This is a genomic window from Paenibacillus sp. FSL k6-2145, from assembly GCF_037976585.1.
GTDB lineage: Bacteria > Bacillota > Bacilli > Paenibacillales > Paenibacillaceae > Paenibacillus.
Map to the genome: position 1 here is coordinate 6771052 of NZ_CP150267.1, position 14635 is coordinate 6785686.

The 14635-nt window shown below is 46.4% G+C and carries 10 protein-coding genes; all 10 read right to left on the reverse strand.

Annotated elements, in window-relative coordinates; all coding sequences use genetic code 11:
- Positions 1 to 57 precede the first annotated feature (57 nt).
- Complete coding sequence (gene metG / locus NZ043_RS30025; RefSeq protein WP_339309965.1) at positions 58 to 2118, reverse strand: methionine--tRNA ligase; 2061 nt, start codon at positions 2116 to 2118, stop codon at positions 58 to 60.
- A gap of 418 nt (positions 2119 to 2536) precedes the next feature.
- A complete protein-coding gene (yidD, locus tag NZ043_RS30030) occupies positions 2537 to 2788 on the reverse strand; it encodes a membrane protein insertion efficiency factor YidD (protein ID WP_017687565.1) in 252 nt (83 codons plus the stop codon).
- Between the two features lie 2 nt (positions 2789 to 2790).
- Positions 2791 to 3255: a Fur family transcriptional regulator gene (locus tag NZ043_RS30035; protein ID WP_074095707.1), complete on the reverse strand. Its 465-nt coding sequence runs from the start codon at positions 3253 to 3255 to the stop codon at positions 2791 to 2793.
- Between the two features lie 338 nt (positions 3256 to 3593).
- Positions 3594 to 5846: a stalk domain-containing protein gene (locus NZ043_RS30040; RefSeq protein ID WP_289389726.1), complete on the reverse strand. Its 2253-nt coding sequence runs from the start codon at positions 5844 to 5846 to the stop codon at positions 3594 to 3596.
- Positions 5847 to 6121: 275 nt separating this feature from the next.
- The gene (nagZ, locus tag NZ043_RS30045; RefSeq protein WP_339309966.1) at positions 6122 to 7759 is read right to left on the reverse strand and encodes a beta-N-acetylhexosaminidase; all 1638 of its coding nucleotides are present in this window, start codon (positions 7757 to 7759) and stop codon (positions 6122 to 6124) included.
- A 28-nt stretch (positions 7760 to 7787) separates the two neighbouring features.
- Positions 7788 to 9419 (reverse strand): response regulator, encoded by a 1632-nt coding sequence (locus tag NZ043_RS30050; protein WP_339309967.1) that lies wholly within the window; start codon positions 9417 to 9419, stop codon positions 7788 to 7790.
- A complete protein-coding gene (locus NZ043_RS30055; RefSeq protein ID WP_339309968.1) occupies positions 9416 to 11251 on the reverse strand; it encodes a sensor histidine kinase in 1836 nt (611 codons plus the stop codon). Before NZ043_RS30055 ends, NZ043_RS30050 begins: the two co-directional genes overlap by 4 nt.
- 32 nt (positions 11252 to 11283) lie before the next feature.
- Positions 11284 to 12114: a carbohydrate ABC transporter permease gene (locus tag NZ043_RS30060; RefSeq protein WP_091028779.1), complete on the reverse strand. Its 831-nt coding sequence runs from the start codon at positions 12112 to 12114 to the stop codon at positions 11284 to 11286.
- On the reverse strand, positions 12114 to 12998 hold the full coding sequence (locus tag NZ043_RS30065; protein ID WP_339309969.1) for a sugar ABC transporter permease: 885 nt from the start codon (positions 12996 to 12998) through the stop codon (positions 12114 to 12116). Before NZ043_RS30065 ends, NZ043_RS30060 begins: the two co-directional genes overlap by 1 nt.
- Before the next feature lie 51 nt (positions 12999 to 13049).
- On the reverse strand, positions 13050 to 14417 hold the full coding sequence (locus tag NZ043_RS30070; RefSeq protein WP_091028776.1) for an extracellular solute-binding protein: 1368 nt from the start codon (positions 14415 to 14417) through the stop codon (positions 13050 to 13052).
- Positions 14418 to 14635: the final 218 nt, after the last annotated feature.

Below are 14635 nucleotides of genomic sequence, written 5' to 3' on the forward strand. Positions count from 1 at the left end.
CGGGCCACCTTGAGTCATAGTTACGACAGTATTTGAATCAATTTCATAACTCAATTCTTATTTTACTTGTGCACCATTAGGCATGTTGTCTGGTACTGTAGCCAGTGTAAGCTGGTCGCCATGCGATGCTGCGAGGATCATACCCTGGGAAAGTTCACCACGAAGTTTCACCGGTTTGAGGTTGGTCACACAGATGACTTTGCGTCCAACCATCTCTTCTGGCGAATAGAACTTCGCAATTCCAGATACGACCTGGCGCTGCTCATAACCCAGATCCAGCTGCAATTTCAGCAACTTATCCGCTTTTTTGACAGGTTCGCAGGAAATGACTTGCGCGACACGCAGTTCAACTTTGGCAAAATCGTCAATACCGATCTCTTCGGTACCCTCAGGTGCAGTTACCGGTTCAACAGCTGCTGAAGCTCCAGCATCTGCTTGACTTGTTTCAGGCTGTGCTGCTTTTTGGCCACCTGTCATTGCTTCAGAGATATAAGCAATTTCCTGTTCGGAATCCAAACGCGGGAAGATTGGATCCCCTTTTTGCAAGGCATTTCCAGCTGGAACCAGACCCCATTGCTTGGCTGTATCCCAAGTCGTAAGTTCACCTTCCTGAATGCCCAGCTGTGCCCAGATTTTATGAGGAGCACGCGTCAGGAACGGTTGCAACAGAATGGAAGCAATTCGCAAGCTTTCGATCAGGTGAGCCATAACGGATGCCAATTCATCGCGTTTTGCTTCATCACGAGCCAGCGCCCATGGCTGCGTCTCATCAATATATTTGTTGGTGCGGCTGACAAACTGGCTGATTGCTGTCAGTGCTACGGAAAACTGCAGGTTTTCCATCGCCTGTTCCACTTTTTCCACTGTAGCATGGCCTGCTTCTTCCAGCGAAGCATCAAATTCCGTTACATTCGAAGCAAACGCCGGGGCTTTGCCTTCAAAATATTTGTCTACCATGGCAACTGTACGGTTCAACAGGTTACCCAGATCGTTCGCGAGGTCGGAGTTAACACGCTCTACGAAGCTCTCCGGTGTAAACGTACCATCGGAACCAAACGGTACTTCACGCAGCAGGTAATAACGCAGTGCATCGAGACCGTAACGGTCAATCAGAGTCACTGGATCAACGACATTACCTTTTGATTTGGACATTTTACCGTCCTTCATCAACAACCAGCCATGTGCGAACACTTTCTTCGGTAAAGGCAGATCCAATGCCATCAACATAATTGGCCAGTAGATCGTATGGAAACGAACAATTTCCTTCCCAACCAGATGTACATCCGCAGGCCAGAACTTGTTATAAAGGGATGCATCGGATGAACCGTAGCCCAAAGCTGTAATATAGTTGGACAACGCATCAATCCACACGTAGACTACGTGTTTTGGATCGCCTTTCACTTTGACGCCCCATTCAAATGTAGTCCGTGATACGGCCAAATCTTCAAGACCTGGCTTGATGAAGTTGTTGATCATCTCGTTCTTACGGGATTCCGGCTGAATAAAGCCTGGATTCTCTTCATAATATTTCAACAAACGATCTGCATATTTGCTCATACGGAAGAAGTAAGATTCTTCTTTGACCAATTCAACCGGGTGTCCGCTATCAGGGCTCTTGGCCGAGATAATCTCACCCTTCTCATTCTTCTCTACATCCACCAGTTGAGTCTCTGTGTAATACGTCTCATCCGGAATGCTGTACCATCCTTCGTACTCACCTTTGTAGATATCTCCCTGTTTCAGCAAACGGTCAAAGATATCCTGAACAATGGTTTTGTGACGCTCTTCGGTTGTACGGATAAAGTCGTCATTGGAAATGTCCAACTTGTTCCACAGTTCCTTGATCCCCACAACGATATCGTCGATAAAAGCTTGCGGTGTCTGTCCTTTCTCTTGTGCCTTGCGCTCAATCTTCTGGCCATGTTCATCGGTTCCTGTCAGATAATGAGCATCATAACCGCGTAAACGCTTGTAACGAACCATCGCATCTCCCGCCACTGTTGTATACGCATGCCCAATATGCAATTTGTCACTCGGATAATAAATCGGGGTTGTCAGATAAAATGTTTTTTGGTCAGCCATGAATGACTTCTCCTCCTTCAAATGTTCCTGTTTCATGTGATCTCTTCGTCCAAAACAACTAAAAAAGAACACAAAAAACTCCCGCCCCTATGGGACGAGAGTTGCTCTCACGTGTTACCACCCAAATTCCCCATGTTTTTCGCAAAACACAGGCTCTGTCGGTCCTTCGACCGCCCATTAACGCTGGATCACGCCTCAGCCTTACGACAGCAGCTCTTAAATCACTGTCTGCACGCTCGAAAGAGGTTCCTCCGGGACCATATTCCATCCTCCTCCCAGACCGGTTCTCAGCTCATCCGGCTCTCTGCACTGGGGGTGTGTCTGTACTTATCCCTTCACTGGAAAATCATATAGGAAAAATATACTGAAATGCGGACCCCTTTGTCAAGTGGACAGCATCCTCAAGTCAATCCTGGTCTGCTTCCAGGCCACCCGAATACTTCAAGCTACATCGTTACTCTGATACCATCATGGATTTCTCCGCCTTTGGTGGCACCAGATCTACACCGCCTGGATGAAACGGGTGGCATTTGGCAATACGTTTCGCTGTTAACAACGAACCTTTGAGCGCACCGTGCACTTCAATCGCCTCCATGGCGTAAGCCGAACAACTCGGATAGAACCGACATGTTGGCGGTGTTAATGGAGAGATATAGTTGCGGTACACCCGAATGGGTGCCTGAGCAATTCTGCGCGATAACTTCATGGTCAGTGCTTCCCATGAGCGTGTTGATGTCCCGACGCTGCTTTGGCCGGAGCATGCTCTGCACAGTCCTTACAATATCCAAATACCTCGAACTTGTGGTCCACAACCTGAAATTGCTCAGGCGCATCCGCAAGCTGCATCGGGCAAAAAATTATAGGATATGTCTTCTGACACTTCAGACAGATCATATGATGGTGATGATGATCTTCACTACAGTGTGCTTTGAATTTAACGCCATCTTCGAAGATGACCTGTTCCAGTACACCCAGTTCCTGCATCACCCGCAAATTACGATATACTGTGTCAAAACTCAGTCCGCTGTAAGTCTTACCCATATATTCATAGACGTCCTTGGGTGTAAGATACCCGGGGGACTCGGCAAATAACCGGGCCAGTGTTTTCCGCTGATCGGTAATGCGAAGCCCCTGTGAGGACATGGTCGAAATAATCTGTTCTGTCGACAGCATGATCTTAAGCACCTCCTGTCATACGAGCATTTTGCATCATTCATAGAGCGACAGTTTATTCGGCAAAAGCGAAAACTTTCGCTTTCTTGTATACCTCTAATAATGCATCAAATTACGATTAGAGTCAACGAAGACACCGGGTTAGGTCATTTCAACATCACATAAAAAGGACTCCATACACATGCATTGCCATTAGTCTAGCTTGAGCTAATGACATTACATTTTGATGGAGTCCCTTCCTGACGGTTCAGATGATCAATCGTTCGGGCGACTTTTGGGGTGAACGGGTATATATGATATAAGCTTTCACTCCAAACCGTCCGTGCATGTTCATAATATTACTTTTCAGCCGGAAGCGGCGTGAACAGCAGGTTAACAGGCAAGTTACTTCCTGGTGCCGCCGAGAAGAGAATAGTTACACTCTCGCCGTACGAACCTGTGCGATACATTACGCTTTGCTCATTAGGTGCAGTTACAGATTTACCTGTGGAAATCTGAACGACCTGTCCATTCACGAGTGCCACACCTGAATATCTGCCTCCACGAGGGTTGAATGAAATCAATGTGCGCGGAGCAACATTATTCAATGTAATTTTGTACAATACACCGAAGTTACCTGCGTTGGACGCTTCAGTGAAAGCCATAGGGTCCGTTCCCACAAGGTTTGGATCACTTGCATTATCTCCAAGTGGAAGACGTGCAGGCTTCGATCCTAATTCTTGATCGTACGTAATGATCCGTGTTGCATTCGGGTACGTTCCGCGGTTGTGAACACCATCACGATCTAGAACCGGCAGGCTCGACAACACTTCCATTGGGTCCTTGTTTTCTTCAATCATAATAATGTTGTAATCCAGTTCATAGTCACTGAATACATCCGAATACAAGGAAATGACTTGTCCCTGTTTCATCGGAAGAACGCTCAGATCATTAAGAATCAGCTTGCTTTCTCCTGGCTGGATGTACACTTTCTTTTGTCCGGTACCATTCTGCATGGATTGGAACCAACGGTCAATCGACAACTTTCCAGCTACCGTTGCAAAAGGAGACGGTCCTGCAAAACCCATGTTTTGCTGGTCAATGGACGCCGTGTATGCATTGTTGTTTGTCGCTACAACATACATTTTCACGTTTTTGCCCGTGTTGTTCACATGGTGAATCATGAAGCGTGTCTGTCCGAAGGAAGATTCCTTGTACACAATGCCTTCTGTATTCACGGTTTCCGGGCTGTTACTGCGGATCAGCAGACTTGGTTCGTCATAATACGTGAAAGGAACTTTCTCCAATGCCGGTACTCCACCACCGTCAAAAGTGAACTTCTCACCGACTGGTGTGAACAATTGATTGAAGTCAGTCACACTATAAAGTGTTTCTCCCGTAATATTGATCATCTTGGTATAGCTATCGCTAGCACCATGTTTATCGGTAACTGTAATCGTTACGGTCTTCGGTCCTGGAACAAAGAATGCAAGTGCATTGTTATCCCATTCTGTTTTTACAATTGCGTTCTCATCATCTGTGCTTTGATCAATATAAGTGATTTTCTCACCCATTTTGTATTCTTCTTTATCTGTCGTAAACATTGCGACAGGTGGCAGATTTGGTCTTTCAACCTTAATCGTAACCGAATACGGATCACTCCATTGACCACTTGAATCCTGGACCGCATAGGTTACTGTGTATACACCTGGTTGGTCGAATGAATCCTGACGACCTGTCCAACGCTCATCTACAATGCTGAGTCCCTTGGGAGAGCTGGATCTGGTTGTGTAGGTTACCTGGTCTCCGGCAAAAACCTCTTTTTGTACCGTGAAGCTTGCCACCGGTTTGGTACTCAGATTCAATACAACCGTTTTGGCAGATTGATTTACTTTATACGTAATGTCCAGAGCCTGTGTAATTGAAGTCAACGGCACCATGAACGTATTTTTTTGTTGATAAGCCGCGCCCTTCATCGTTCGGGACACACCATTAACGGTATAGATCTTGCTGTTTGTTTTGAAACGCAGCTCATCTTCACCACTAATAATGATCGTTTCTTTGGTTGTGTTATCATATTTGACATCATAGCCAACCCGATCAACGAGAGCACGGATCGCTACATAGGATACACCATTTTTAACAGCCATCGGCTGTCCAGCAAGATACGTTTTGCCATCTTGCATCATTTTATTACTGTTCATATAAAGAGTGAGGTCTCCACCCCCGCCTCCAGCAACAGATGAACCGCCTGTAGATGGTTGCTCCACTTCAACTGGTGCAGGTGCTGGTGTTTCCTCAGCTGTACCTTCTTCGTCCGTAGGTTCAATTACCGGCTCAACAGGAGTCGCGTCTGTTCCTGTAGGAACAACTGTCTCAGGGTTCTCTTCTTCAGTTGTTTCATTATTTGATGTTGGAGTGTTTGTTCCGGATTTCACTTCGGATTCCGCGATGGTTTGTTCTTTCTTCACAACCTCCACGGATTTAACTTTGGCTGTATTCACTGATGTAGTATCGCTCTGATCTGCTGATTGTGCATTGGCAGGAATCACTGCAAACGCCTGAAACACAGCAAAAGCGGTAAGTATGGACAATTTCTTCTTCAAATTCATTCTTTGTCTTTGGCTCCTTCTGCTCCCATTTTATAAATATCCCCCTCAAAAAGTCATATTATTAGACGCTTGGAACCGGGAAAAGTTGCTAAAAAGTTAAGAGGAGAATTGTAAACTTTTAATAGAAGGAAAATACTATGAAAATAGTTATCTATCAATTATCTTTTAAGCATCCATATCCCAAAATTAACCAATAGAAAATTCTAACAAAAAAATCTCTCCAGGAGATGGTCAATCAGCACCATATCACAGAGAGATTTAAGGATTGAATAGGCCTAGCGCAAACGGACAGGCAGACTTCCAGTTGGCTGCAGTCCACCTGTTAACACATGGGACAGGGCCCGAACAACGGCGGGTGTATTCTCATACGTACACACATAACTTCCCGGCCTCGAAATCTCCAGCAGATCATATGGATTGCGCAGAGCAATTACAATCAGCGAATGATTCTTACTAAGCTTTTCAACCAAATACTGTTGCCCTTTCGGAAGATGACCTGCCGATGTGTACGTACATACGATAACTTGTTCACTCTCCGACACATCCGCCGATATCCGATCTGCTTCATCATAAGTGGGCTGAGTAGTAATTTTGTGCTCACGAACTCTGCCTCGCAGCTGCGATAACGCCATACCCAGCGATTCTGTATGAGACCATGGTTCATCCACCTCTGTCCGTTGCACAACCTCAGGCCAGATGACATACACGTCCTTCTCTGGGTCCAACGGCAGCAGCCCATCATTATGAACGATGGTAATACTGCTTGAAGCAATCTTGAACAACGTCGATTCGTTGGGCTCTGTGGGTTTAGTAGATTCAGTGCAATCAACAGGTTCAACATCTGTTGCTTCGACCATTTCATTCGCTTTCAGCGAAACAAGATGATTATTCTGCTGCCCGCAGCGATTTCTTTTCCATGTCATAATGCGTTCCAACGCCTGATGAATAACTTCTTCCAAGATCCGGCCCGTTCGAACTGCTTCCACAATGGCTTCCAGCGCAGCAACCTGATCTTGCAACGTATGACTCACCAGAATCAGATCTGCTCCTGCCTCCACAGCACGAATCGCAGCTTCAGCTACACCATATGGCTTGGATATTGCATGCATTTCAAGACAGTCTGTAATAATAATGCCTTCAAAACCCATTTCCTCACGTAGCAGACCCGTTAACACCTTATGTGACAACGTTGCCGGAATGGGCTCGGGCTCAATCGAAGGGAACATCACATGAGCTGTCATAATAGCATCAACGCCGGCTTCAATCGCCCGGCGGAACGGTAGCAGCTCCATCTGTTCCAGCCTGTTTCGATCATGAGGTACTGTAACCATACCAAGATGAGAATCTACGGCGGTATCTCCGTGTCCAGGAAAATGTTTGGCAGTAGCAGCTATGCCCTGTGATTGATATCCGGTGATGGCTGCTACGCCATGAGTGGCCACACTTTCAGCATGTTCACCATACGAACGCACACCGATAACCGGGTTAAGCGGGTTGTTATTCACGTCGACCACTGGCGCAAGGTTCATATCAATACCGATGCTTTTTAACTCACGACCCAGAATTTGAGCACACTCTAGGGTATAATCCGGATTGCCTGTCGCACCAAGCGCCATATTACCCGGCACTTGGGTCATTCCCTCTTTGTCAATCCGTGCAACCATGCCACCTTCCTGGTCCACCGAAATCATGAGTGGTAGGGCCCCCGCTTCAGCAGCCATATCTTGCAGTTCGGCGGACAGCCGCGTCAATTGATCTACACTTTCGACATTGCGCCGGAAATAAATGACGCCCCCGACGTGATAGTCACGGATTAAGCGAGTAATCTGTTCATCTGCGTGCTGACTGTGAAATCCACACATCAACAATTGTCCTACCTTTTGCTCCAATGTCAGATCATTTAAGAGTTTCATTTGACCTCTCCTCCCGGTTCCCTTGCCACTACGAACCCAATCGTTTACTCTGCCTGTACTCGGAGGGTTTCATGTGGAAGTGTTTATGAAACACCTTGGAGAAGTAACGGCGCTCCTTGAACCCTGTGGCTTCCCCAATCGCTGTAATGCTCCATTCGGTTGTACTCAACAATAAAGCAGCACTTTCCATCCGTTTCTGCGTCATATATTCCACAAAAGTAACACCCATTTGGGTTTTAAATAGTTGGCAGAAGTATCCCGGGCTGATTCCGAGCCAATTTGAGACTTCATCTATTCCTAAGTCCTGTTGCAGCCGTGCGTCCATATACTCACATGCAGACAGGATCAGTTCCGATACAGAAGGACGTGGCTGCGTTTGTTTGCCCTGATAGGCATGGGTAACAACCTCTGCAAATTCAAGGAGTTCCCTCATGGATACGGTCCCTTGCAGTGCATTCCAAAAATTCACTTCGTGCTCTTCAGCGAGGGCCTGTACTTCCCGCAGTTCACGAAGCATGTGCACAAGCATAAACCGAAGATTGGTTTCATCTACCCTGCTGAAGGATTGTCCTGAATTCCCCATTTGCTGTTTAAGCCGATCCAATACATCACGTAATCCCTGCTTGTTCCCTTGACGAATCCACCGAGTAACAAGCTCCAGATCTTCTCTTGTAATCCATGAGTTAGCCCCATTGGAGGCCGTATGATCATACGATAAGGCGGTTTCGGGACAACTCGCCTTCAGCACCTTGTCTTCACTCTCCGAATGGGACATCAGTATTTTTTGACAATGCCGGTATCGTTCCAGAATTTGACTTTCCAGATTCACAGGCACACCATCCTGAACCACCCTAACCTTCACACCTGAATCCAAGGATAATATCACATTTAATTCGAGACACAGTTGATGGGCCAGTTCCTCTGAGCGACGTTTCCACTCACCCGATGCCTCCAGCAGGATGCACCACTCCCCTTTGCGGGTCGAAAGAATCTGACAGTCACCCGTAATTCTCTCTGCCACTTCCCTAAGTCTGGAAATTACGGTCTCATGCCATCGTTGGTGCTGAAGCTCGGACCAACCGATCGAATGGCGAAAATAACCGACTGCATCCACCAGCAGCAACGTATACGGTGCAGCAGTTGTTATAAATTCAGGAACAGAAGCAGGATAGGCAATCTTCAATGGTGCTTCTCCTCGCAACAGGTCAATCAACTGTTTGTGTCTGATCCAGCTTTCCATCTCTTGGCTGCGATAACGTTGCGATTCGTTTTCCAGACGTCTCTTCTGGATCTGCCCGGCAAGCTCACGCAGTTTATGTTCCAGATTCAAATAATCAATTGGCTTACATATGTATTCATGTACGTTATATTTAATAGCGGTTCGAGCATATTCAAACTGCTGATAACCGGTCAGTAAAATAATTTCACACGTTTCACCCTGCTCTCGCAGTAAACGAATAAGTTCCAATCCATCCATAGACGGCATCCGAATATCACACAAGAGAATGTCTGGATGACTTTCTGTAACTTTCCCCAGCGCTTCTGCCCCGCTTCTCGCTGTACCTGTGATTTCAATCCCCATATCTTCCCAGGGTAAAATGTAGTTCAGATTCTCCAGAATCGGCAGCTCATCGTCAACCAGCATTGCAGTCAGATTCATCCGGCTTCCTCCTGCTCATATAATGGAATGATGCATCGAATAACTGTGCCATACCCCGGTGCTGAACATATAAATATGCCATACCCGGCCCCGTATTGAATACGAATTCGATCTGCCACACTTCGTAATCCTAATCCCCGGCGTTCCGTTATGGACGATAATGATTCCGCCCCTTCCGCGAGCATAACTTCCGGCGGATCTTCTGCCATATACTCAAATCGTGCGAGCATTTCCTGGGGAATACCGATCCCATTATCCTCAACACATAACATCAGATGATCCCGTTCCGCATATGCGCTTATCCGCAGTACACCTGGATAGGTGATCCCCTCAAACCCATGTTGAATGCTATTTTCCACCAGAGGCTGGAGGGTCAGCTTGAGCAGGATTGAGCTGTATAGATGGGATGGAATGTCAATCTCATAGGTGAACAAATCACTGAACCTGTACTGTTGAATCTCCAGATAACTCTGCAAATGCCTTATTTCCTCACCCAGCGGAATCTCCTCCTGATCCTGAATGCTGATACGAAGCATATTGCCAAGTCTGGTCACCATCTCGCTTACTTTGCGGCCCTCCCCACGCAGCGCTAATCCATTAATGGATTCCAATGTGTTAAACAGAAAATGAGGTTTGATCTGGGCCTGTAGTACACGTAGTTCCGCTTGGGCCTTCTGCTCTTGCTCTGCCCGAACACGACGGAATAATCCCCCGATCCGATCCAATAGTTCATTGAACCCTTGCGCAAGCAGCTGCATTTCATCGAATCCTTTTCCTTCCACCCTCGCATTAAAATCACCATCATCCACACGACGCATAAACCTTACAAGTACAGCAATGTTACCCGTAATGCGATTCATGAAAAAAAGATTAAAGATCATCGCTGCGAGCAGGCATAACAGAATAATGATGACAGACCAACCGGCAAAGGCATTGGTTTCCGCAGATAAGGCTTCCCATGAAGTCACACTGACGAGGCTCCAGTTATAGTTCTTCAGATGATATTGCGAAATGATGCTCTCCTTGCCGTCAAAGACCGTTCTGACACTGCTAAAGCCAGGACCGTAACTGCCGGATTCAGCACCAAGGTTTTGCATGTTCTCACCGTTATAAATACCTGCAGGATCATAGACGATCAGCCCTTCTTCATTAATTAACAGGAAAGATGTATCCTGTGCCGAATCGCTGATCTGCAGGTGACGGAAGATCCTGTCGATCTCTCCTTTTTTGATCTGAACAACAAGCACGCCGATATTTTGAAAATAACTGAGTTCTTTGACCAGTCTGATCTGGGTGAAGACAGGTTCTATCCCGGTTAATTCGGGATATTCCAGAGGTGCGAGCCATTTGGGCACGCCATTAAGTTGCTGAATTTCGTTGAATAAGGGATGTACTTTGAATTGCTGAAAAGGAAGGGCTTGAAAATTTTCTTTAGTGAAAATGGAGACAATCTGGTTATTCTCAGACGAACGCAAATCATATAAAAAGGCATAACTGATGAACGGATAATTATATAGAAGGGAACGGAAATTGCGCTGGCTGGCATTCAGGGATAACTGATTACCGGTTCCCAGATCCTGCTTGGTCGGATCTTTGGCGTTCAACGCCATTTGGAAAACCGATGTGGCTATCCCGTTGTCGGTCACATTGTTAATCTGCTGAAATACATTCTCGATATTATAACTGATGGCCTGAAGCGCATATTCGGCCTGTTGATTGTATTTTTTCTCAATCGTATGTGATGTGACCAGAAACATGCCAATGCCTAGCGCACACATCGGTACAATAATCAGCAGCAGAAATGCCAAGGCCAGCTTCATTCGCAAGTTCATATCCCGTTCTCCCTATCAACTGGTTCATGGTATTAACCTTTGACACCACCCGCAGTTACTCCTTCTATAATTTTCTCTTGGAGTATAGCGTAGATCACAAGTACAGGTACAACGCTGTATACAATACCTGCCGACATCTGGGCATAGTTCATCTGATATTGATCCCGAAACTGGACCATGCCCACTGGCAGCGTACGCAATTTATCGGTGGATAAGAAATAGTTGGCGAGTAAAAATTCGTTCCAGTTGCCGAGGAAATTAACGATAAAAACGGTAACAATAGCCGGAACCGTAAGAGGTATCACTATTTTAGCAAAGATACCCGGGGCCCTCAAGCCGTCCATGACCGCCGCTTCCTCAATTTCTCCAGGCAGAGAACGCATAAAAGCCGCCAGTATAATAATGGTAAAGGGGATCGCATTGGCCACATAGGGCACGATCAATGCCAGATGCGTATCCAATATGCCCATTTTGCGAACAAGCAGATAGATCGGCAGCATAAGTGCATTGTTGGGAATAAGCATACCTGCCAGAATTAAGCTGTACAGAAACAGGCTCCATCTCCGGTGTCTCATCCGGGTTACGGCAAAAGCAAACATGGCACCAAGCACAATCGTACACGCCGACGATAAAACCGAAATGTACAGGCTATTCCAGAAATATGTGCCAATCTTTGCATTCACCCAAGCCTCCACGTAATTGTTAAACTCCCATGTTGTAGGCAGACCGAATGGATTCAAGGCGATTTCATTGTTATCCTGCTTAAATGAAGAGAAGATTACAAATAAAAAGGGAAACAAAATCGCGATTAAATACAATATTAACAACACATGAGGTATACTGCTTTTTAAGCTTTTTGCCATCAATATTCCACCTTCTCGCTCCGCCTCGCTACCAGCAGTTGATACATCGCAGTGAGCACAAGCGTCAGAGCAAAGATCAGCACTGCAATGGTATTGCCATAGCCATATTTGAAGTTGGTAATCGCGTATTTGATCATATATGTGGCCAGAACCTCGGTGGACCCTGCGGGCCCACCTTTGGTCATGACAATCACGATGTCGGCTGCTTTCATGGCACCTGCGATGGACAACATGATCACCACTGAAATGATCGGCCGGATCAGCGGCAACGTAATTCGCATTGCACGTTGTACCGCCGTTGCCCCATCGATTGCAGCCGCTTCATCCAGATCACGGGGAATCGCCAGTATGGCCGCCAGCACCATGACAATGTAAAATCCCGTCCACTGCCAGGCATTGGTCACCAAAATGGACAACATTGCGAATCGGTTATCCGATAACCAGTAGATTGGATCGATGCCCAGCACATGAAGTATTTTGTTTAATAGCCCGATATTGGGTTCATAGATGAACCCCCACAAGATACCGATAACGGCTGTCGACATGATCGATGGTAAAAAAACAGCTGTTTTATACAGACCTTTTAGTCTTTTCACATTGGCAATAAGAAGTGAAAACAGGACGATGAGGGGTACCTGAATCAGTACCGAAAATCCGATGAAAAAGCCGTTATTCCGTGTGGAAATCCAAAAGCGTTCATCGGTCAGTGCCTTCACATAGTTGGATAAACCCACAAAACGTGGCTCAGCCGATACCCCATTCCAACTCGTCAGACTGTAATACAGGGAGCTGCCAATAGGATATAAGAAGAACATCACAAACAGAATTAGGGCTGGCATTACAAATAACGTATAGATTAACGGGCTGCGGAGTGAAGTATTCATGGTCAGCCTCCTTCAGTCACTTCAACGAACGCAGTTTCAACTTGGATTGATTTATTCTACGGAAGCGTTTGCTTCCTCTTGCACCTTTTGCAACTCTTCTGCCATTTTCTCTGGCGTGGTCTGCCCACCAATCAACTTCTGAATCTGCAGATTGCTGATCTCAGTCGTCACATCGGCCTGAACGAGTGCATCAAATGCCGGGAACGACGTCTTGGACGCATTAAGCACGGCCACAATTTCTTTCATCAGATCATCGGTAATACTGTCGGTCAGCACTTTCTCATCCAGCTTCATCGCAGGTAACACACCATCTTCCACAAGGCCACGGACCTGCATATCTTCATTGTAGAAATTTTTGATAAAAGCTTTCACTGCTTCCAGCTTCTGCGGGTCATCCGCCACTGCTGCCGAGAATCCGTATCCATTGTTCACATCACGCATCAAAGACGTCTGATCACCTGCTCCGTTCTCTACCGGAGGCATATTGAAGAATCCAACCTTACCAATGAGCGATTCACCACTCTGGCCTTCTTTGAATACAGATGATTTCCACGTTCCGTCATACATCAACACCGCTTCTCCGCTCGTAAATTGCGTGGTATATTCGGCATACTCGAAGCCCAGCTCACCTTTTTTGAAATAACCCTTATCCACCCATTCCTTATGTTTGGCAAAACCTTGCACAACACCCGGATCGGTCCACTTCGCTTCACCTGTTGCAAACTTTGCGGTAATCTCCGGTCCGGCATACCGGGACCACAGGTGGTTGGTTAACATAAGCGGTACCCAGCCCGCCTTGGATGCTGAAGCAAGCGGCACTTTGCCATCGGCCTTGATCTCGGCCAGTATATTGTCCAGTTCAGCCATGGTGGTTGGAGCTTTCCATCCTTTTTGTTCGAAGTACTCTTTATTATAGAAAAAACCTTCGCCCGAACCGCCAATCGGCAGTCCATATACTTTGCCTTCATACGTAAACGGTTCAAGCGATGTAAACTGGTCCTGAATGCCCAGCTCTTGCAAGATCGGAGTCAGATCAAGCAGCATACCTTCCTTGGCATAAACTTTGGAATCCGGGCTACCGAACAGTTCAAATATATCCGGCGGGTTACCTGCCGCCATCTCCCCGCGAAGCTTCTCCTTGCGATTCACATCGGATTCGACACCATCCAGCGTAAAGGTCAGATTGGGTATCTCACCCTCAACTTTGTCCACAACATCCTGCAGAATGGCCAGTCTTTTCTGTTTGTCGGCTCCCACCTGCGTGTGACGGAGAAGCATCTCAACCGGTTCCTTACTTGTCTCCTCCACAGGTGTATTGCCTGCGCCCTGCTGTGGCTCGTTACTTGAGCTTGCACATCCCGCCAAAGTCCATGAAGTGATAAGCAATAATGAAAGCAGTAATGTCATTCCTTTTTTCATCTGGTTGACCCTCCTCAAGATATTGAGCATTTGGCTTTACACTCTGATTATAAAAAGCCGGAGCTTACATCGTAAGGATGACAATTCATCAATGGAGGGATAAAATCCTTCACTGGACCCATAATCTTGCATTTACAATGGATATCAGCAAAAAAACAGCCCCTGCGAAATATGTTCGCAAGGACTGCTTGATTGATTGTTTTTACTATATATAAAGG